Origin of the sequence: Leisingera sp. M527, from assembly GCF_025141525.1 — a bacterium.
Classification (GTDB): domain Bacteria; phylum Pseudomonadota; class Alphaproteobacteria; order Rhodobacterales; family Rhodobacteraceae; genus Leisingera.
Window position 1 is genome coordinate 99084 of the sequence record NZ_CP081037.1, and the last position, 20111, is coordinate 119194.

Genomic DNA, 20111 nt, shown 5'->3' on the forward strand with positions numbered 1-20111 from the left:
AAGTGTTGTGTCTTTGGATCTGCAGAAAGCTTGGCACAGGAATACATGCAGGTATTATATCAATTAAGTCATAATTGATAACTGGACGGCATCATGCATATTGGTCTGCGGCACATCCGCTATTTCATTGCCGTCGCTGAAGAACAGCATTTTCGCCGGGCTGCAGCCCGGCTGAACATCGCACAACCGGCGCTGAGCCGGGCAATTCAGCATCTTGAACGCGAATTGAAGGTAAGTCTGTTTGAGCGCAGCAACCGGGTCACTGTGCTGACTGAAGCGGGCCGCGTGTTCCTAGAGGGCTGCCGAGGTGTCCTGACGGCGACGGAACGCGCTGTTGAAAATGCGCGGCAAGCAGACCAGGGAAAGATCGGGTCACTGCGCATTGGGTATACGGATTTTGCAATAGGCGGATGCCTCCCCGATTTACTCAAGACATTTCAGCAGGAATTTTCGGGCATCACACTTAAACCGCTTCATGGGGTAACCACGGAACAGCTGCACCGTTTGGAAGAAGGGACGCTGGATGTCGGCTTCGTCACTGGTCCAGTGAATTTGCCCGATATCGCCTCAGTCAGCGTCCAGCAGGAACACCTGCTCTGTATCGTCTACGAAGGGCACCCCTTGGCTCACCGTGGCAGCATCCGGCTGGAAGAATTGGCAAAGGAGCAGTTTGTGCATGGTCCAGCTAAGGATTGGGAGTATTTCTACTACCATTTCCTGCCGCTTTGCCGCCGGGCAGGCTTCATGCCTGATATCGTCCAGGAAGCCTATAATTCTGCCGCCATCCTAGGGCTTGTTGCCAGCCGCATGGGGATCACGGTTCTCGCCGAAAGCACCTGCCGTACCCCACCGCCAGGATTGGTCTCCATTCCCTTTGAGGATATTACGGAAAGACTTGAAACTATTGCGATTTGGAAGAAATCCAGCTGCAATGGCGCCATGAACCGGTTTGTTGAATTCCTTTGCCTTCAGCAAGGTTCTGCCGCCGGAGTTCAAGCGTCCAGCGGTAATGCGTGACCCCGCAACCGAAATGCGCGGGGCCAGTTGTCTTCGAGGGGAGCAGGTCAATCCGGATCATTTACCGGAGCATTGTTGATAGTGCTCAGCTCTTCCATGATATCGAATACATAGTCTGTTACATCGGTCACCCCAAAGGCCTCAAGCCGCTTCAAGTGCATCGCCTTATAGGTTTCCAAGGCTTCAAGATCCTGGAAGAGATAGGTTGAGCCAAATCGGTCGGTCTCGCCTTCGCGCGTCCAGATCTTCCAGATCACCCCTGGCTCTTCTGCAATACTTTGCGCAAGCTGACGCATGCCTTCGGCAGCTTCCTCGTTCAACGGTCCAGAGACCCGCATGTGAAGATCCCAGATTTTCTTTGTGCTCATGAGCTTATCCTTTCTACCGTTCAGGCCTAGCTTTAACAGCTCTTGCCGGAGGCTCTGCGCTAGGTCATTGCCAAGTAACTTAGGGAAAGGTATTCGTTTGAAAAATACTGACTATCCGATCACCTTGTTAGAAAAATAGAACGATGAGCCGTGGCAGACTCAATGACCTGGCGATCTTTGTCGAGGTTGCGCGCGCAAATGGATTTCGTGCGGCGGCAAAGAACCTGAAGCTGGGGGCCGGTTCTGTCAGCGAGGCGGTTCAACGTTTCGAAGACCGGCTCGGTGTACGTCTTTTCGAGCGGACTACGCGCGAAATCTCCTTAACGCGTGCGGGTGAAGCTCTTTATCGCCGTAGCCTGCCCGCAATTGACGAGTTGGATACCGCGCTTGAGGAAATCAACGAATTCAGGGAAGGGCTGACCGGTACGCTCCGTCTCAGCGCGCCAGTTGGCACTGGTCAGTTGTTTCTAGACACAGCGATTTCTGATTTTGCGGCTTTGTACCCGACACTGGCCATAGAGGTGATCTATGACGAAAGAAAAGTCGATCTGTTGACCAGCGGCATTGATGCGGCCATACGTGTCGAAACATTGTTGGACCCGGATACCTACGCTATTTCGATTGGTCCGCCCCATGAGATGAAGGTGGTCGCTCAGCCGTCCTACCTAGTGGAGGCCGGGCCCTTACACTTCCCTCATGATATCGTGCGCCACGAGGGGATATGTTTTGCTTTCGGGGATTCAGAAAAATTGGCTCCGTGGGTGTTCAGGACCCGCGAAGGCCCGATCACGGTTATGCCAAAGCCGCGAGTAATCTCCAACAACGTGAACTCGATCTTGAGATACGCAGAAGCAGGCCTTGGTCTAGCCTATCTGTTTTCGGCTTCCGCAGAACCTGCAATTCGAAGTGGCAGGCTGATAGAGGTTCTTCCAAAGAGCCTTGAAATGCTTCCCTGCTTTTCACTCAACTACTTATCTAAACGGAATGTACCGGCGCGCCTTCAGGCATTTATAAATTTCGTTAAGGCCCGAAAAATGGGCCGTTCCTGATTGAGGTTGGCGTCTCTTCCGAGATCCGCAGTGTAGCCAGCCGACCGCAAACGGCCTCCAGCTCTGCCATCACCTCGAACATCTCCATTAGTTCCGCCGGTCCGGGCCTACGAATAATGGCACCATGGCGCGGGATCAGTGTAAGCGCTTCGTCGATCCCCTCCTGCCGCGCTGACGCTGGCTGTGCGAGTCCTGCTGTCGAAGTGAGACAGGATAGGACGGCAAAATGGACGTCTCTTTAGACGGCTCAACGGATGGCTACGCGGGCAGGATGGAAGTTTTTGAAGGACGGTCGGGCCGGCGTTTCCGAAGCGAGGCTGAGCGGGCGCGGATCGCTGTGGAAAGCATGGTGCCCGGAACAAAGGTTGCTGATGTTGCGCGGCGGCACGCGGTGACCCGCTGGCAGGTCTATGATTGGCGCAAGAAGCTGATGGCCGGCGCGCTGGCTCTGCCCGCAGAGACGGCTGCCGAACCGATGTTCGCGGCGCTTGTTGTGGAGCCGAAGCCGGCGCGACCTGAGCCCAGCCCGAAACGGCGCGGCGGCGCGGCTAAGTCCAGCAGGATCGAGATGGTGGTGGACGGCGTGACCCTGCGGGTGCCGCCGGACATCGGCGAAGCGCATTTGACCCGGATGATCCGCGCGATCCGGGCGGCAACACAATGATCTCGCCGGCTGGTGGGCTGCGCATCTACGTAGCCACGCGCCCGACGGATTTCCGGAAGGGCATAGACGGCCTGGCGCTGCTGGTTCAGGAGACGATGGGACTCGACCCGTTCAGCGGCGCGGCTTTCGTATTCCGCGCCAAACGGGCCGACCGCATCAAGGTCCTGGTCTGGGACCAGACCGGTATCGTGCTGGTCCACAAGCGCCTGGAAGGCGCGAAGTTCGTCTGGCCCAAGGCACAGGACGGTGTGATGAAGATGTCTCCCGCGCAGTTCTCGGCTCTGTTCGAGGGGCTCGACTGGCGGCTTGTCCGCCCCGAGCGCGTGCGGCGGCCGGAACTGGCAGGATAGCTGCGGCTGAGTGACTCAGCCTTGTTTTGACGGTGGTGGCAATCTCGCCCATGTGCTTGATCGCAGCCATGACCGACACCGCCCTGGCCGAAGAAAACGCCCGTCTGAAGGCCCGCCTCGCCGAGACCGAGGCGGCGCTGGCGGATGCGGTTGAGGCCCAGAAACGGCTGGAGAGCATTGTCAGCGAGCTGCGCCGGGAGACGTTCGGGCGGAAATCCGAAAAGCTCGATCCGGAGCAGTTCAATCTGCCGCTTGAAGATGTGGAACTGGCACAGGGCGTGCTGGAAGCGGCGCAGGAGAAGGCGCGGCGCGCGCTGAAGGGGCAAGGCGTTGCCGAGAGCGGCCCGCCGAACCGCAACCGCGGGCATCTCCCAAAGCATCTGCCCCGCGTGGAGCGGATCATCGAGCCACAGAGCACGTTGTGCCCCTGCGGATGCGGCGAGATGGCCAGGATCGGCGAGGATGTTTCCGAACGGCTGGACGTTGTGCCCGCCCAGCTCCGCGTGCTGGTCACACGGCGCCCCAAATATGCCTGCCGCCGCTGTTCCGGCGCGGTGGTCCAGGCGCATGCGCCGGAACATGTCGTGCCCGGCGGCCTGCCCACCGAAGCGCTGATCGCACAGGTCATGGTGGCCAAGTTCGGCGACCACCTTCCATTTTACCGCCAAGCGGAAATCTACACTCGGCAAGGGATCACGCTGGACCGGGCGACGCTTGGCAATTGGGTGGGGCGCGCCTGTTTCCACCTGCGCCCCATTGCAGATCACCTGAAGGAGCGGCTGAAGGGCGCGGACCGGGTATTCATGGATGAAACCCGCGCGCCGGTACTCGATCCTGGGCGGCGAAAAACGAAGACCGGCTATTTTTGGGCCATCGTTGCCGATGACCGGGGCCATGGCGGTGCCGACCCGCCCGTGGTGATGTTCCACTACGCGCCCGGCCGGGGCGCCGTGCATGCGCTCCGTTTCCTCGAGGGCTATCGCGGGCAATTCGTGCAATGCGACGGCTATGAAGCCTATGATAAGCTCACCAAGGTCGACCGGGCCGAGGGCCCATGGATGCTCGTCCATTGCTGGACGCATGTGCGCCGGCGCTTTGTGAAGCGGCTCGAAAAGGGCGGCTCACCGATTGCAGAGGAAGCTCTGCGCCAGATTGCCGAGCTCTATGCCGTCGAGAAATCCGTGCGCGGCCTGCCTGCTGAAGCCCGGCTTGCCGCCCGGCGCGCACTCTCCGCGCCGGTCATCGCGGCCTTCAGGCCCTGGCTCGAGGCGCAGCTGTCGCGCATTCCGCGTTCGTCCAAGCTTGCCGAGGACATCCGCTACACCCTGACGCGTTGGCCCGGACTGACGCGGTTCCTGGAAGATGGCCGTCTGGAACTGGACACCAACCCGGTCGAGAACCAGATCAGGAAAATTGCTCTAACACGGAAAAATGCGCTCTTCGCCGGGCATGAGGTTGGTGCTGAAAACTGGGCATTGCTCGCCAGCCTGATCGCGAACTGCAAAATGTGCGACGTCGATCCGGTCAGCTACCTCTCCGACACGCTGCGCGCGTTGCTCGACGGTCATCCCAAAAGCCGCATCGACGACCTTATGCCCTGGAACTTCTCTCTCTCGTCAAGCCGCGCCGTGTAGGGGGGCGCCGAAGCGCTTACGGATCAGTTCGGCCAGGTCAGACAGGGCAAGCTGTTGAAAGGCGTCGCGTAGTGGCGTGCGCGACCTATAAGTCTCGGCAATCTACTGTCGCCTAAGATGCAAAAATGATCTCTCGAACCGGCAATCGGCACGGCGAAGCAAAATCCGGATGCTGCTGCATTTCCGGCGTTTCTGCTACCCGACAGAACTTGCCTATAAACTTTGAATGACCGCCTTCAGAGATCTGACCAGTTGCTCTCGCAGATGCCGCGAATGAAGGCATTCCGCCCGAACTGCATGTGCTGGCTTGGCAGGTTTGTCACCCGGTATGGGACGGCGTTGGGTTGTCTGTTGTCATTATCTCCAGCGACGGATGCTGCGGCTTTTTCCGCAAGCTGTGAATCTGCCGTCTTAGATTTTCGGCGCAATCGACGAATGGCAGATTGTGTCGCTGCCCTGCGGCGGTGGAATCTGAGCGCTTGCAGCGATTTTCGTACTGCACGCTCACGCAGCGCTAAACTCCAAGGAGCAGGTTGGGCTCGATCCGACCCACCGCTGCGCCGCGAACGCAGGTCCGCTCAGGATTGGCGAACGGCAAGAGCCGCCCGCCAAGGTGGTTCAAATGTCGATTTGCTCGGCAATGCTCAGCGCATCTTCGAGTTCGACGCCAAGGTACCCTACTGTGCTGTCTACCTTGGTGTGTCCGAGCAGAAGTTGAACCGTTCTTAGATTTCCGGTTTTGCGGTAAATCTCCGCTGCTTTGGTCCGGCGCAGCGAATGGGTGCCGTATCCGCTGGGTTCCAGCCCAATCGCGGCACCCGCCCCCCTCACAAGCCGGCCATATTGGCCCGTTGAGATATGCGGGCGGTCATGAAACCTGCTGGGAAACATGAAACGGCGGCCGAGCATCTCCGGTGACTTGATCCATGCGGCAATAGTATCCCGCGTGTTTTCAGAGAGTTCGAACTGAACAGGCCGCTTGGTTTTGCTCTGGATCACGGACACTCTTTCGCGAACGCGATCATCCCTCACCAGGTCGGTTACAGCCAGTTTCACCAGATCGCATCCGCGAAGTTTGCTATCTATAGCCACGTTGAACAGCGCAAGATCGCGCAGGTTGCCCGCCAGTTCGAGCGGCGCGGATCGCCCAGACCCGTTTCGGCAACAGTGGTCGTTTCTGGCCGATGACCCGGCCCTTGTTCCAGGCTCTTCGTTTCGGGGTGACAGCGGGAAGTTGGACTCTTGGCATAGTAAGCCCTCCAATCCACCCGCCAAACCCAGACATCAGCACAGCGCTGACGCCTCAGTTTACTGGTGGTTTGAATGGCCGCTGACAGGTTGCTTTTTCTTTGGAAAACGCTGCGGGTGCATTGGGCCGGTCAGAGCCCATAATTACCGCTGCTGCGTTCTGCATCAATGTCGGTTTTGCCGCCACAATCCTTAATCAAGCCAAGTTCTCCGCAGCTTGTCTTACATGGTCGATAAAAGCCCTTTGTTTGAGCGTCGCGCCGCGACGGCTCGGATAGATTGCCGACAGAGGCACACTTGAAGCACTCCAATTTGGTAGGACAGCAGAAAGAAGGCTGGAGGCGCACTCTGCGTGTACAGCATAGGCCGGAAGCATCGCGATACCGCCGCCTGCGATAGCCAGGTTTCGAAGGGTTAGAAAGTCGTTAACGACGACATCCCCATTGGCCGCGAAATCTATGACTTCTCCGTCTCGCTGTAGTTTCCACCGGGAGGTTTTGAACCCGCTGCGCATTATCAAGCACCGATGGTGCTGCAAATCCCTCGGCAGCTGAGGGTTGCCCGAACTGCGCAAGTAGCTGGGGCTGGCATAGAGACCAAAAGGAAACGTCCCAATGGCTTGTGACATCATCGAGGAATCCGGCTTTTCACCAATGCGGAATGCAAGATCAAAGCCATCCTCAATCAGGTTTGCCCTCATGTTCGTCAATTCCAGGATGACTTGAACTTTGGGGAACTGCTGACCATAGGCCGCTATCGCTGGCGCAATGATTTGCTGTCCGACCAGTACCGAGGCTGACACCCTCAGTTCCCCTGCCGGTTCTCCCAGACTTGTCTCAACAACAGCGTCGGCAGCATTGGCTTCTTCTACCATCAAACGACAGTAATCGGCGTAACGTATACCAATCGACGTCAGCCGACTGCTGCGGGTGTTGCGCTCGATCAATTGAACACCGAGGCGGTCTTCCAACCGAGAAAGCCTGCGGCTGACGTTCGACTTCGGAAGCTTCATCTTTTTGGCAGCACCCGTAATGCTACCAGCCTGCGCAATGGCTGCAAAAACGGCCAAATCGTTTAAGTCTCTATGTTCCATTTTTAGAACTTTCTTTTGCCTTTTTGCTAAATTGATCCACAAACGGAATAGTCTCATATTCTGACCAAGCAATGCAACACGCTTGATTGGACACGCTATGACATCGCAAAGTTTGGAAATTCTGCACCGCGATACGCTAACGGAAGGCGGCTTCGCGGGCTTGAAGGAACACCGTCTTGTAACCGGCAAAAAGCTCTGGGGTGACCGCGCCAATCCGGATGCCTGGGATGGCATCGGTAACTTTGTTTATCTGGCTGATGCGCGGTTTAATCCCAAAGGTGAAACAACCATGCATCCACACAAAGAGATCGATGTGATCTCTGTCATGGTGGAAGGCCGCGTCGCGCATCAGGGGTCTTTGGAACACGGCGGATCGCTCGACACCAACGACGCACAGGTCCAACGGGCTGGCGGCGAAGGGTTCAAACATAACGAAGTGAATCCCGATGATACCAAGAACCGGATGCTTCAACTTTGGGTCATGCCCGAAGTGAACGGCGAGCCAGCCGGGTACAAAAAATTCAGCCCAGCTTGGGGTGAGACAGTTCGTATTTATGGCGGTTTGCCTGACCACACGCAGTCCTTCTCGGCCAAAACCACCATCGACGTGGCCATGCTTACCGAAGGGCAGAGCATCGAACTGACAGCTCCTTACTTGGCCTATGTCGCCAAAGGCGATGGACAATTTGAAACAACGGATCTGACCGGTGGCGATCTGATCCGTGGTGCCAATGGCACCTTCACAGCCACGACCGACGTTCAATTCATTCTGGTCGGCACGCTGGCCTAACCTCCCCAACCCAACCGAAAGGACACTCCCATGTCTGACAAATTTTCAGAATTCCTGACACCAGATAACGCTGTGTTGGCGATGATCGATCACCAAACTGGTTTGCTCGCCAGTGTGCGTGACATTCAGCCTGAAACCCTGCGCAAGAACATCAACGGTCTGACCAACATGGCTAAAACCGCAGGCATTCCTTCGGTTGTGACTGCATCCTTGTCGGAAGGTCCCAATGGACCGATCCTGTCGGACATCACCAACGTGCTTGGCGATACCGTGATCAACCGTGCTGGCGAAATCAACGCGTGGAAGTCGCCAGAATTCAAAGCTGCAATCGAGGCGACTGGTCGCAAGAAGGTCATCATGGCGGGCATTGTCACGGATGTTTGCCTGCTGTTTCCTGCGTTGTCGGCGGTTGCCGAAGGTTACGACGTCTATGCCGTCGTTGACGCCTCAGGAACATGGGATGAAGTGACCCGTGATGCCGCCATGCTGCGGATGAGCCAGGCCGGTGTGAAAGTCACAACATGGGCCTCTGTCCTGGCCGAGGTTATGGACGACTGGCGCTCCAACCAAGGCTATCCGCTTGGTGGCGTTCTGGGCGGACACACGGCTTACGGTCTCGTTTATGAGAGCTATCTTGCCCAGCAAGCCCGGCAAGACTCTGCTGAGTAAAAGAAACAAAGACCCCAGTGGTTCATGCTGCTGGGGCACCCAACCGGGAGGTCATGATGGCTGGTAGATTGATTGATGGCGTATGGACCCGCGAGAGCGACACTCTGGCCTCAAAGGATGGGCATTATCGCCGTCAGGAAACCGACTTCCGAAACTGGATATCGACTGAACCCGGTGCGAAGTTTGCGCCCGAAGTGGGCCGATATCACCTCTATGTTTGTTATGCCTGTCCTTGGGCGCACCGCACATTGATCATGCGCAGCCTGAAAGGGCTGGAAGACGCGATTTCTATCTCGCCCGTTGTCCCCATCGTCAATCAAGACGGCTGGGAGTTCACCGATGCTGATGGTGGCTTCCCCGACCACCTTTCCGGCAAGAGGTATCTGCATGAAATCTATACACTCGCCGACCCCACATACACTGGCCGTGTCAGTGTTCCGGTCTTGTGGGACAAAAAGCTAAACACCATTGTCAGCAATGAATCCGCTGAGATTGCGCGAATGCTGAACTCGGCTTTCGTAGGCGTTGCAGGCAATGACACCGATTTTGCACCTGAGGCGCTTCTGGCGGAAATCGACGAGGTGAATGACCTCGTTTACAGCAAGATCAACAATGGCGTTTACCGTTGCGGGTTTGCCGGAACGCAGAATGCATATGAAGAAGCAGTCACCGATCTGTTCTCGGCGCTGGACACGGTTGAGGCGCGGTTAGAAGGCAGCGGCTATCTGGTGGGTGGTCAGTTGACCGAAGCCGACTGGCGGTTGTTCACAACGCTGATCCGCTTCGATCAGGTCTATGTCGCGCTTTTCAAATGCAACATTCGACGGATTGCGGATTACCCAAATCTCTCGGCTCTGCGCAAGAAACTCTATGAGCATGGCGATGTCGCCGACACGATGAACTTCGATCAGATCAAGACCCATTATTGGGCGAGCCTGCGCGGTGTAAATCCAAGCGGCATTGTGCCTGCTGGACCGGAGCTGGTGCTATGAGCGATTCAGTAACATTGGCGGTAACGGACCATGTCCCAATGGAGGCCAAGGCTCGCTACGAGGCGCTTGTCGAAGAACTGCACCGATTGTTCGAAGCCCAGAACGGCTTCTTGTCAGTCGATACCGTGCGGCACAGCCGCCCGCATCAGGTCGAGTACACAGTGTTGTCGCGGTGGTCTGATGAAGCCGCTGTGACGCAGTGGCGGGAAAACCCAGCCATTCGCGAGAAGTTGACCCAGATCGAAGCCATTACAGGTGGCCCCGCGCAGCATGTGCAGGCCATTGGTTTAGGGATGTGGGTGGATCATGCGGAGGGATCGGCCCCACATTTGCCACCAGCATGGAAGCGCACGGCCATGAGCGCCGCTGCCGTCTACCCGATGTTGATGCTTTTGATGGCGCTGAGTTCACCCATCATTGGTGGCTTGCCGCAGTTTCTTCAGGTCTTGATCATCGTGATTGTTCTGTCTGCGCTCTTAACGTGGCCTATTATGCCGTGGCTCAGTAAAGTGCTGCGTCCTTGGCTGATGGCAAGATAATTCAGAAAGCTGCGAAAATGCTCCTCGATTATGATCTGCCTGAGTATCATGTCAGCAAGCGCAAAGCGTTTCCGTCCTCGGTAAAAGAGACTTTGTTGGAAAGCACACGATCCGAGTGGGAAGATCACCCGCGTTTTGGTGGCAAAGCAAGCTTCTTTATGTCGATCCATCGCAACCTGCTGGATGGCGCTGCACAGCTGTCGCGTGGGATTGAGCGGCTTCTGGACGTGCCTGCCAGTGATGTCGGTGAGGCAGTCGCACAAATGAATTTGCTGTCGTTTGCCAAGAACCTGATCGGATTTGCACATCATCACCATGAGATCGAAGACCATGGTTACTTCCCTCAATTTGGATTGATGTACCCCGAACTAAACCGTGGGTTTTCTTTGTTGGATGGCGATCACAAGGTATTGGATGCGGCACTGGATGGCACGCAAGCAGCACTGACCCAGCTAAACGATCCCGTGGTCACACGCGACCAACTGGCAGGCTTGCATAAGGGTGGCCAAGCATTGGAAAATATCCTCAACCGCCATATCTGGGATGAAGAAGAAGTCATTATCCCAATTTTTTTGCGGCATGGATAAGTGGTCATTGAGCTCGCTTACGTGAAGGTCGGCACCGTCCCGCGACCTGTAAATTTCCACCTCCAAAAATGCTGCGCGATGCGCGAATGGCCGGAATCGCCGCCGCGCCGCAACATGAGAATTTGCGCGTGTGCGGAAAAATCTTAGCTGCGAGCGCACGCAGCGAAGTAATCCAAGGTACAAGTTGGGCTCTTCACCCAATTTCGCCGCTTCCGGCCCGAAGGCCGGCTCACTGGACACGAACGACCGCCCGGCGAAAGAGCCTGCTGAAGTTCAAGGGTTTAGCCCATTTCGCTGATGGCCGGTTCCGTCCAGTGGTAATCCCCCCGTTTTTGCGGGGGCATGGTCGTAGAATTTACGCGGCCATCTTCAGTTTCTGTGCGGGCGTCATCCCGCCGTTGCCCATGTTGGGGCGTTCATGATTGTAGGACCAGAGCCACTCGGTGGCAATCTGCTGGACCTCCTCAATGCTTTCGAAAATGTATAAGCCCAGCCATTCGTGCCGGACCGTCCGGTTGCAGCGCTCGACATAGGCGTTCTGCTGAGGCTTTCCAGGCTGGATATATGCCAAGGCAATGCCCCGGTTCCCGGCCCGTTCCATGAGGGTGCCGCTGACGTATTCCGGGCCGTTGTCGACTCGAATTGCCCTAGGGGCACCACGCCATTCGATGATCTGGTTAGGGCTCGAACAACCCGTTCCGCAGGCAGTGAGAAGCCGATCTCAATGCCCAGTCCTTCGCGGTTGAAGTCGTCCAGAACGTTCTGCAGCCGGAATTGCCGTCCATCCCCCAGCCTGTCGGCCATGAAGTCCCCTATCGGCGATGCTGGCATCGCCTGCCGGGCAGGGATCGACCAGACCTCATTCGGGACCTCAGGCACAGCCAGTTCGTCCGGCTTTTCCCGCTTCAGACGCTTGCGCGGCGTTCGCCATTGGGCTTGAACCAATGGCGCCTCAATGGCTCACTCCGCAGGTTCAGCTCTAGCTCGCGGCAGATCCGGTAAACCCGCTTGCCTATAACAGCTGCAAGAACCGCCACTGCCCCAAATGCCAGGGACCGGCGGCACGCGATTGGATGGACGCCCGCGCGGAGGATCTGTTGCCGGTGGAATATTTCCACGTAGTCATCACGATGCCTGCCGAGATCGCTCAGATCACCTATTGGAACAAGAAGGAAGTCTGTGGGCTTCTGTTCAAGGCGAGCGCAGAAACAGTGATGACGATCGCGGCAGGCAGCCCGATGCGGCCACTGGGTTAGCAATCTGCATCTAAAGAAACTAATCTAGCCTTCAAAGGCCAGGCCGCGGGATCGGGAGGCAGTCCGGCCTTCAAGAAATCAACCGCCCGGCAGAGTGGACGTAAGCCAGGGGCTTCAGGAAAAACTCCGGCGCAATCCAATTGCGCCGGAGTTCAGGGCTTAGGAAGTGAATTTCTTCAGCTCGCCGCTTTTCAGGCGGTCGGTATAGGAAAAGAGTTCCTTTTTCACCAGTTTCATCAGGAAGTAGAGGCAGAAGATGTTGACCACAGCCATGGCAAAGATCGCTGCATCAGAAAAATCGATGACCGGACCCAGGCTTGCTGCTGCACCAATCACAATGAAGATGCAGAAGATGATCTTGAAGGTCAGCTCTGCCAGCTTGCTTTCGCCAAACAAGTAGGTCCAAGCCTTCAATCCGTAGTAGCTCCAGGAAATCATCGTCGAGAAGGCGAAGAGCACAACTGCGATAGCCAAGACATAGGGGAACCAGCTGATGCCGGAGGCAAAAGCGGCGGAGGTCAGCGCAACACCGGAGTTGCCATCGACAGTTGCAATGGCTGTGCCCGCTTCATTCAGCATGTAGTTGCCCGTCGCCGGGTCGATAAGCAGCTGCTGCGAGATGACGATCACCAGCGCCGTCATGGTGCAGATGACAACCGTATCAATCAGCGGCTCCAGCAGGGACACAAAGCCTTCGGTGATCGGTTCCTTGGTTTTTACCGCAGAGTGGGCGATCGCTGCCGAGCCGACACCAGCCTCATTTGAAAACGCCGCCCGTTTGAAGCCTTGGATCAGCGCGCCAACCATGCCGCCCGCCACGCCAAGACCGGTAAAGGCGCCGTCAAGAATCTGGCCGAAAGCCCAGCCGATCTTGTCATAGTTCACCACCAGAATGACCAGTGCTGCGCCGACATAAAGGATCCCCATAAAGGGCACGACCTTTTCTGTGACATTGGCAATGGATTTGATGCCGCCAATGATCACGGCAAAGACAATGCCAGCAAAAACGAGTCCGGTGATCCAGCCCGGATAGTCTCCGACAATGCCGGATATCTGGGCATGTGCCTGGTTCGCCTGGAACATATTGCCGCCGCCGAGCGCACCAAGGATGCAGAAGACCGAGAACATGACCGCCAAGAACCGCCCGCCCGGCAGGCCAAGTTCTTTGAAGCCTTTGGAGATATAGTACATTGGCCCGCCAGAGACGGTCCCGTCGGAGTATTCGTTACGGTACTTCACACCTAGGGTGCACTCGGTGAACTTGGATGCCATGCCCAGAAGACCTGCAAGGATCATCCAGAACGTCGCACCAGGCCCGCCGATTCCAACGGCAACCGCGACCCCTGCAATGTTGCCAAGGCCGACCGTGCCGGAAAGAGCGGTGGCAAGCGCCTGGAAATGGCTCACTTCGCCCGCATCGTTGGGGTCAGAGAAGTCGCCTTTGACCAGCTGGACAGAATGTTTGAAGAAGCGGAACTGAACAAAGCCGAAATACAGGGTGAAGATGCTGGCAGCGATGACCAGCCACATTACAATCCAGGGAAAGCTGGTGCCTGGAAACGGCGCAAAGATCAGCCCTACAAAGGGGCCGGTCAGATCCGCAAAGACCTGATTGACTTTTTCGTCAATACCCATCGCCTCCTGGGCGGAAAGCGGGGTGGACGCGAAGGCCGCGGCTGCGGCCAGCCAGAGTTTGGTCATTTTCATGATCTTGCCCCTATCCTACAACCGTGACAGGCACATCGGCGTGCATCACGAGGTTCTGCGTCGAGCTGCCGAAAATGCGTTTGGCAAATCCGTCCGAAGAGACCCGGCCAACGATGATCTGCGATCCGCCGTTTTCGACTGTGATCTTGTTCAGGGTCTCAGCCACATCGCCGTGCCGCACCAGACCAGTTGCCTTGAACCCGGCTTCTTCCAGTGCGGTGACAGCAGGTTCGACAATCCGGCTGTTGGCCAATTTGATCTCCTCCTCGCGCCGTTTGTGGCGCTGAGCGTTTTCTTCGGGGGTCTGAAACGTAAATGGCGACCATTCGATGACATAGACGGCAAGCAGCTCACAAGCGTCGATTTTCGACGCCAAGTCCTTTGCAAAGGCGAGTGCGCGTTCACCGGTATCTGTCCCGTCAAGCCCTATGACGATTTTAACAGTCATTTTTTCCTCCGTGTGCAGTGTTTTTTTGACTTGGAGAGCGGTTGCTCCCGGATTGAGGCAGGCGGGATGCAAATGATTAACGTCCTTGATCCCCGGGATCAGTATCAGTGATAATCACTAGTAATTGGGCATGTTTTCAGCGTTTGTGCAGGAAATATTGCCTGAAACCAGCCGAAGAACAGGAAATATCACTGATGAGTAGGGATTTGGATAAAATTGATAATCGGATCCTGGAAGAACTGGAATCTGACGGGAGACTTTCGATTGTCGAGCTGTCTCAGCGGGTGAACCTGACCAATACCCCCTGTTCAGACAGGGTCAAGCGCCTGGAGAAATCCGGGTACATCAGCGGTTACCGGGCAGTTATAAACAAGGAAAAGCAGGGACTGGGCCATTTGACTGTTGTGCAGGTTTCACTTGCGGCAACTGGCGGTGATAATTCGCTTGATGCGTTTAACGCGGCTGCGGCCCTAGTTCCTGAAATTGAAAGCTGCCTGATGATCGCCGGTTCATTTGACTATCTTCTGACAATCCGCACCCGGGACATCTCGCATTTCCGCCAGGTTCTGGGGGACAAAATCAACAGGCTGCCGAACATCCATCAGACCAATTCCTACACAGTTATTGAAGTTGTAAAGTGATCTGTGGTGGGGGGCGGAGTTCGGAAAGGCTGGGCTGCCAAGCTCAGCAAAAAGCAATCCAGAAAGTTGGAGCTCGCGGCAATGTTCCTCGGCGTTTCCTGGCGGAAAACCTTTGCTCAGCCGGGGCCGCCACCTTCTGCTGGATTGCTGTTTTTAGAAAAATCACCCAAGTGCTTCGCACTCGCAGCAGAGCAGTCACTGCGCCTGATGCGAAGATCGAGTTTAGGCTGATCCAGTGGAGAAACACCTGCTCGCACGCGCAGCATTTTGGCGATTTGACAAAGCACGCACACCTTCTCTGCTAGGCTTTGCGCAACTGCTGCGGTGCGGAGAATACCTTGGCCGGTTTCCGGAGAATCTGGACGGTTGCGGCGAGGAGGGATTCGTCATTTGCATCGCATGCACGGTGCGAGCCGCTCAGGTGCTTGAGGGTGTTGAAGAACTTTTCCCAGGCCCACCCGTCGTATTAAACGTAGGCCTTCAGCCATGCTTCAGACGGTTCTCGGTCGTTCGGAGAGCTGGCGAGCGGGTCGATTACGATTTCTGAAAACACTTCCTCGTCTATCCCCCGATCATCGTTTGCATTGCGCGTCAGCCCCATCCGGCCAAGCGCATCAATGAGGTTCAGAATGGCCCGGTTCAGCGGTCTTGCGACTGCCGGGTCAACCTCTTGTGCGCCTTGGCGGTGGCGCTGAAGAAAGATTGCGATCTTGGCGATTGCCGGCGCCAGCGACGCATGTGGATCCATTGAATGAAAGTAATGGAGAACGGGGTAAGAGCGGTGGCGTTCGGCAGTCAGAGAGATTGCTGCCACAAGTGAGACCAACTGGAGCTGGAACTGGTCCTCCTGGCAATCCTGCATGAGCGTGCAGAGGTTGTCCGGCCTGCTCCGGCGAGGGCAGGAACTCAGCCGGGACGTCAAGCATCCATGTGCGGAACATGCTGTAGAGGATGATCTGGCTGATTGCGGCAATTGCGAATGCGGCGAGGCCGATCCTGGGAAGCAAGAAGATGCCTGCCGCCACGGCCTAGTCGAGGATCAGATAGGAAACGTCCAGGCTTTGCCACTTCAGCGGTGCCGCCGACCAACTGAACCCTTTCATACCCGTCATATTGGCCACATGCACTCAGGCGCCATACAGGTAGGCAGTAGAAAGAAGATGTTTGAGCCGCGGATGCAGAAGTTCCATTGCTGTAGCTCCTTGTGAGAGACGGCCAGTTGGCCAGTATGGAACCCGTGCCAGAAAGATTGAAGGTTGGCAGCCATGACAAAGGCCGACAAAATTCTGCTTGAGCCGTCGACGGTCAGCTTGAAAAGAATGTGTACGAGGCTGTCACCGTGCCGCCCGATGGCGGGCTCGTCCGATCCTGGTGCGGCTTTGAAGTGAACACGGCTAGCTGTGCTGTCGTGACGCCGGCAATGCATGGCACAGTTCTCGCCGTCGGCGGTGTCGAGGATGTGATTGCAGCTGCCTGTGGAAATGAAGTCCTCATGAGCTGGCTGCGCAAGGCTTCGGAGAGCGTCGCGCGAGTTGGGTCGGTGTGTACGGGTGCATTCCTTCTCGGAAGCGCAGGGATAATCGGGAAGAAGCGTGTGGCGACCCATTGTATGGCTGTGGATGTGCTTGCGGACCTGTATGAGGACGCAGAAGTCGACAGCGGATCAATATACGTCAATGACGGCAACCTCTGGACTTCTGCAGGCGTGACCAGCGGAATCGACATGGCTCTGGCAATGGTCGAAGAAGACCACGGTCCCGACATCAAGGCACGGGTGGCCAAGGTGCTTGTCGTCTACGCCCCTAGGCCTGGCAATCAGAGCCAGTTCAGTGATGTCTTGTCCGCACAAATGGTGTCGGCGAGAAGATTTTCAGACTTAGTCGACTGGGTCTTGAGCAACTTGAATCGCCAGTTGCGCGTCGAGGATCTGGCGATCCAGGCTGGCATGAGCGAGCGAACCTTCGTTCGTAAGTTTCGGGCACGTATGGCGCCGCCTCCGGATGTTGTCTGGCTCTTCCGTCAGCCTATCCTGGCTGAATGGCGCGATCGCGGCAATGTCGAGCTGAACGAGTTGATCGCGCATGTTGTTATTCACGAATTTGCACATCATTTTGGATGGGCTGACGAGGAGATCGCAGCCATCGACCAATGGTGGGTCTGAGCCGTTGTTTCCTTCCCGGGAGAGTTGCAATGCATGCGGTTGACCGTTCACAGCCTTTAGCCCCGAAACAATAGAAAAAGCGTCAACGACCCGCCTCTGACCAAATGCGCGCAAGCATCCTAGCCGCAACACAAGCTGCCGGCAGTGCTTCGTTGGAAATCAGAACGCCAAACAGCCAGCTGCCGCAGCCTGAAAAGGAAATTTGCCTTTCATCGTGTCCCGATCTCAGTGATCAGGACGGTTGCAGGCTACAGCAGTCAGCGACAGAGACGGGATTGGCATCAATTCAGGACCGGCGCAGGGAGCTTGCTGGGCTTCATCTCCATAGCATCAGCTGGCATTTTGCAGCTTCACTGGCTTTTGCGGTCCAAACTGTCCCGGGCCGCCTGCAGCGAGTTCAGCAGTATATCGATATCTAGATCGCTTGTGCGCCAGGACGATACGCTGATCCGCAGGGCCGGTTTGCCGTTCCAGACGGTGCCGCCGAACCACGCTTTCCCGGAGCGCTCTACCAACTGCTGAAGCTCTCTGGTCTGCGCCTCAGTGCCATAGCGGAACAGGATCTGGTTCAACGCGGGCTCGCACAGCAGCTCAAATCCAAGACCGGGCAGAGTTTTGGCGATACGGGCAGCCATGCTGCAGTGCTGCTCGATCAGTTCGGCGACGCCGGCGCGGCCAAGCGTGCGCAGGGCCGCCCAGATCGGCACGCCGCGGGCGCTGCGGGAAAATTCGATGCCCAGGTTCTTCTGGCTTTCAGTGGAGGCGGTGGAATATACGGCGTCGCTGTTCATGGCGGCCGCCATTGCGTTGCGGTCGCGGCAAATGCCCGCCGCACCGTCATAAGGGGTATTGAGCCATTTGTGGCCGTCAGTGGTCCAGCTGTCCGCGCCCTCTATGCCGTTGGTCAGCCCGCGCTTGGCTGGCGCCGCGCGCGCCCACAGGCCAAAGGCTCCGTCGACATGCACCCATGCGCCGGCCTCTTTCGCTCTTTCGATCAGCGGCAGGAAGGGGTCGAAGCTGCCCGTATTCACCTCGCCGGCCTGCAGGCATAGAATGGTCTGCCTATCCAGCGCGGGAAGCCGGGCCGGATCAATGCGGCCGGCGCTGTCTACCGGTGCTTTGATCAGCCGGGCCTGGCCGAAGCCCAGAATTCTGAGGGCTTTGAGAACCGTGATATGGGCCAGTTCTGAAACCACAACCTTGATTTCCGGCGCACCCAGCAACCCCATGGCATCAAAGTCCCATCCCTCCTTCTTCAGCAGTTCGCGCCGCGCGACGCTGAGGCAGACAAGCGTACTTGCGGTTGCCGAGGTGCCAAACGCCACGCCGCTTTCGCGGGGCAGGTCCAGGATCTCCAGCAGCCAACGCGCCGCGACTTTCTCGATCTTGTCCGCCACCGGCGAGTTCATTTGCGAGGAGGCGCATTGATCCCAGGCCGACGCCAGGCGTTGCGCGGCGGCGGCGACCGGCAGCGTTGCACCGATTACAAAGCCAAAGTACCGGGGGCCGTTTGAAGCAGTTGTCGCCGGGGAGCCGGCGTCGTCCAGCAGCGCCAGCGTTTCGGTTGCATCGCTCCTGGTGTTAGGCAAAGACTCATCAAAGCGTGCAAGCTGCTGCCGGGCGGCGGCATCGGGAAAAACGGGCATCTCCGACACGCTGGCAATGTAGCGCGCGGCTCTGGTCTCGGCATCGCGTAGCAGCTGCAGCTCATCCTGTTGTTCTTCTGTCGCCGTCCGTTGCATTCTGAACTCCTTGTCTGAGAACGTTCTCTAGTTGATAGCAGGCCCGTAGACTGCGAACATAGCTGCCCGTGCTGCGCCTGGCCTGCGCCCGCATGCTGCCGCGCCTGCAGCATCTGCGCCAGGGGCGGCGCAGATGCACAGCCATGCCGGGAAACTGCCCGCCGTTCAGCTGGCTGAAATAAACTCAGACACCAGTCCGGATACTAGCTGCGGCGCGTCTTCCGGGCTGTAGTGGCCGGTTTCGGGCAAGGTCTTGACCTGGCCGCCGGGGAACGCTTGCCGGAACAGGGGCAGAAACTGTTCTGCCTGCAGCGTCCTGTCGGCTTCGCCCCAGATGGCGATAGCAGGTTTCTTTGCCAGCTCGGACTTTATGGCGCCGCTCGCCTCTTCGAACGCATGTTTGCCGGTAGCAAAGCCTTTGGCCCAGCCGATTGCGCCCGCAGCAAATTCAGGCGCGGGAAACGGCGCCCGGTAGGCGTTCAGCCAAGTATCGGTGATCAGCTCATTGCGGACAAATCCATTCAGCTTGAGTGTCGACAGGATGTTGTAGTCAAGCTGGCCAAGCACCGCTTCCAGGGTACCGTTTTCCTTTGCCTGCATGATCCACTGAAACCAGGGTGCAGCACCGGCATTGGCAATCAAGCGGTCCGAAAGATCAGGTTGCCCCAGGGGCGTCGGGCCGTTGACCGAAACGATCCGTTTGATCCGGTCCGGGTGCCGGATGGCTACGCCCATGCCAACCGGCCCGCCGAAGTCGTGCATGACAAGGGTCACATCCCTGAGATTCTGCTCCAAAACAAAGCGTTCCGCATTGTCTATATGGTCCTGCAGCCAATAGCTGCGGTCTTGCGGGGTGGCGCTTTTGCCAAATCCCATATGGTCAAGGGCAATCACACGGGCATCACGGGACCATTCAGCAATCTGAGTACGGTAAAGAAAGCTCCAGGTCGGTTCGCCATGCAGCAGCAGCAGCGTCTCCGGGCCGCTGCCCTCATCGACATAGTGCATCGGATAGCCGGCGGCGGAACTGTAACGGGCTTGAAACGGCCAGGTTCCCTCAAAGGTCTCTTCGGCAGGGACCGCGATCAGGTGCGGATCGTGGCCTGGCGCGGATTGCTGCGATGCTGGTTCACTGGTCTGAAGGTCAACGGTCATT

At 57.2% G+C, this 20111-nt stretch carries 19 protein-coding genes and 4 pseudogenes; 13 read left to right on the forward strand and 10 right to left on the reverse strand.

Features of this window, described 5'->3' with window-relative positions:
- Positions 1 to 93: 93 nt before the first annotated feature.
- On the forward strand, positions 94 to 1017 hold the full coding sequence (locus K3555_RS00455) for a LysR family transcriptional regulator (protein ID WP_259993009.1): 924 nt from the start codon (positions 94 to 96) through the stop codon (positions 1015 to 1017).
- 47 nt (positions 1018 to 1064) lie between these two features.
- Here K3555_RS00455 and K3555_RS00460 read toward each other — a convergent pair whose 3' ends face one another.
- Positions 1065 to 1385: a monooxygenase gene (locus K3555_RS00460; protein ID WP_260007006.1), complete on the reverse strand. Its 321-nt coding sequence runs from the start codon at positions 1383 to 1385 to the stop codon at positions 1065 to 1067.
- Positions 1386 to 1528: 143 nt separating this feature from the next.
- Here K3555_RS00460 and K3555_RS00465 point away from each other — a divergent pair, with 143 nt between their 5' ends.
- The gene (locus K3555_RS00465) at positions 1529 to 2434 is read left to right on the forward strand and encodes a LysR family transcriptional regulator (protein WP_260007007.1); all 906 of its coding nucleotides are present in this window, start codon (positions 1529 to 1531) and stop codon (positions 2432 to 2434) included.
- Positions 2435 to 2450: 16 nt separating this feature from the next.
- Here the strand turns inward: K3555_RS00465 and K3555_RS00470 are convergent.
- Positions 2451 to 2570 (reverse strand): annotated as a pseudogene (locus tag K3555_RS00470) (GntR family transcriptional regulator); the annotation flags it as partial.
- 90 nt (positions 2571 to 2660) lie between these two features.
- Here K3555_RS00470 and tnpA point away from each other — a divergent pair.
- From tnpA to tnpC, 3 genes are all read left to right on the forward strand, one after another.
- Entirely contained in the window at positions 2661 to 3098 is a 438-nt protein-coding gene (gene tnpA / locus K3555_RS00475; protein WP_260005214.1) for an IS66-like element accessory protein TnpA, read from the forward strand.
- Complete coding sequence (tnpB, locus tag K3555_RS00480; protein ID WP_260005213.1) at positions 3095 to 3448, forward strand: IS66 family insertion sequence element accessory protein TnpB; 354 nt, start codon at positions 3095 to 3097, stop codon at positions 3446 to 3448. The genes tnpA and tnpB overlap by 4 nt, the downstream gene beginning before the upstream one ends.
- A gap of 68 nt (positions 3449 to 3516) precedes the next feature.
- On the forward strand, positions 3517 to 5082 hold the full coding sequence (gene tnpC, locus K3555_RS00485; RefSeq protein WP_260005211.1) for an IS66 family transposase: 1566 nt from the start codon (positions 3517 to 3519) through the stop codon (positions 5080 to 5082).
- A 618-nt stretch (positions 5083 to 5700) separates the two neighbouring features.
- On the opposite strand, the pseudogene K3555_RS00490 reads toward tnpC, so the two are convergent.
- Positions 5701 to 6331: pseudogene (locus K3555_RS00490) on the reverse strand (tyrosine-type recombinase/integrase).
- Positions 6332 to 6526: 195 nt separating this feature from the next.
- Positions 6527 to 7423, reverse strand: coding sequence for a LysR family transcriptional regulator (locus K3555_RS00495; protein ID WP_260007008.1), 897 nt, complete (start codon positions 7421 to 7423; stop codon positions 6527 to 6529).
- A gap of 97 nt (positions 7424 to 7520) precedes the next feature.
- On the opposite strand from K3555_RS00495, the gene K3555_RS00500 reads away from it, so the two are divergent.
- From K3555_RS00500 to K3555_RS00520, 5 genes are read left to right on the forward strand one after another with little or no spacing between them, the layout of a single operon-like run.
- Positions 7521 to 8213: a pirin family protein gene (locus K3555_RS00500; RefSeq protein ID WP_260007009.1), complete on the forward strand. Its 693-nt coding sequence runs from the start codon at positions 7521 to 7523 to the stop codon at positions 8211 to 8213.
- 30 nt (positions 8214 to 8243) lie between these two features.
- Positions 8244 to 8882, forward strand: coding sequence for an isochorismatase family protein (locus K3555_RS00505; protein ID WP_260007010.1), 639 nt, complete (start codon positions 8244 to 8246; stop codon positions 8880 to 8882).
- Between the two features lie 56 nt (positions 8883 to 8938).
- Positions 8939 to 9874 (forward strand): glutathione S-transferase family protein, encoded by a 936-nt coding sequence (locus K3555_RS00510; RefSeq protein ID WP_260008469.1) that lies wholly within the window; start codon positions 8939 to 8941, stop codon positions 9872 to 9874.
- Entirely contained in the window at positions 9871 to 10413 is a 543-nt protein-coding gene (locus K3555_RS00515) for an antibiotic biosynthesis monooxygenase (protein ID WP_260007011.1), read from the forward strand. The genes K3555_RS00510 and K3555_RS00515 overlap by 4 nt, the downstream gene beginning before the upstream one ends.
- Positions 10395 to 11000: a hemerythrin domain-containing protein gene (locus tag K3555_RS00520; RefSeq protein WP_260007012.1), complete on the forward strand. Its 606-nt coding sequence runs from the start codon at positions 10395 to 10397 to the stop codon at positions 10998 to 11000. The genes K3555_RS00515 and K3555_RS00520 overlap by 19 nt, the downstream gene beginning before the upstream one ends.
- Before the next feature lie 355 nt (positions 11001 to 11355).
- On the opposite strand, the pseudogene K3555_RS00525 reads toward K3555_RS00520, so the two are convergent.
- Positions 11356 to 12010, reverse strand: a pseudogene (locus K3555_RS00525) (integrase core domain-containing protein); the annotation flags it as partial.
- Between K3555_RS00525 and K3555_RS24925 the strand changes: the two are divergent.
- Positions 12008 to 12229, forward strand: a pseudogene (locus K3555_RS24925) (transposase zinc-binding domain-containing protein); the annotation flags it as partial. The pseudogenes K3555_RS00525 and K3555_RS24925 sit on opposite strands and share 3 nt — an antisense overlap.
- 186 nt (positions 12230 to 12415) lie before the next feature.
- Here K3555_RS24925 and K3555_RS00535 read toward each other — a convergent pair.
- Together K3555_RS00535 and K3555_RS00540 are read right to left on the reverse strand one after the other, a co-directional pair.
- On the reverse strand, positions 12416 to 13963 hold the full coding sequence (locus K3555_RS00535; RefSeq protein ID WP_260007013.1) for a sodium:alanine symporter family protein: 1548 nt from the start codon (positions 13961 to 13963) through the stop codon (positions 12416 to 12418).
- 10 nt (positions 13964 to 13973) lie between these two features.
- Positions 13974 to 14411 (reverse strand): universal stress protein, encoded by a 438-nt coding sequence (locus tag K3555_RS00540; protein WP_259989074.1) that lies wholly within the window; start codon positions 14409 to 14411, stop codon positions 13974 to 13976.
- Positions 14412 to 14605: 194 nt separating this feature from the next.
- Between K3555_RS00540 and K3555_RS00545 the strand changes: the two genes are divergently transcribed.
- Positions 14606 to 15052, forward strand: coding sequence for a winged helix-turn-helix transcriptional regulator (locus K3555_RS00545; protein ID WP_260007014.1), 447 nt, complete (start codon positions 14606 to 14608; stop codon positions 15050 to 15052).
- 466 nt (positions 15053 to 15518) lie between these two features.
- On the opposite strand, the gene K3555_RS00550 is transcribed toward K3555_RS00545, so the two are convergent.
- Complete coding sequence (locus K3555_RS00550) at positions 15519 to 15914, reverse strand: hypothetical protein (protein ID WP_260007016.1); 396 nt, start codon at positions 15912 to 15914, stop codon at positions 15519 to 15521.
- 459 nt (positions 15915 to 16373) lie between these two features.
- Between K3555_RS00550 and K3555_RS24755 the strand changes: the two genes are divergently transcribed.
- Positions 16374 to 17213: a metallopeptidase family protein gene (locus K3555_RS24755; RefSeq protein ID WP_311200008.1), complete on the forward strand. Its 840-nt coding sequence runs from the start codon at positions 16374 to 16376 to the stop codon at positions 17211 to 17213.
- 350 nt (positions 17214 to 17563) lie between these two features.
- Here K3555_RS24755 and K3555_RS00565 read toward each other — a convergent pair whose 3' ends face one another.
- Together K3555_RS00565 and K3555_RS00570 are read right to left on the reverse strand one after the other, a co-directional pair.
- Entirely contained in the window at positions 17564 to 18955 is a 1392-nt protein-coding gene (locus K3555_RS00565) for an aminotransferase class V-fold PLP-dependent enzyme (protein ID WP_260007017.1), read from the reverse strand.
- Between the two features lie 165 nt (positions 18956 to 19120).
- On the reverse strand, positions 19121 to 20110 hold the full coding sequence (locus K3555_RS00570) for an alpha/beta fold hydrolase (RefSeq protein ID WP_260007019.1): 990 nt from the start codon (positions 20108 to 20110) through the stop codon (positions 19121 to 19123).
- Between the last annotated feature and the right edge of the window lies 1 nt (position 20111).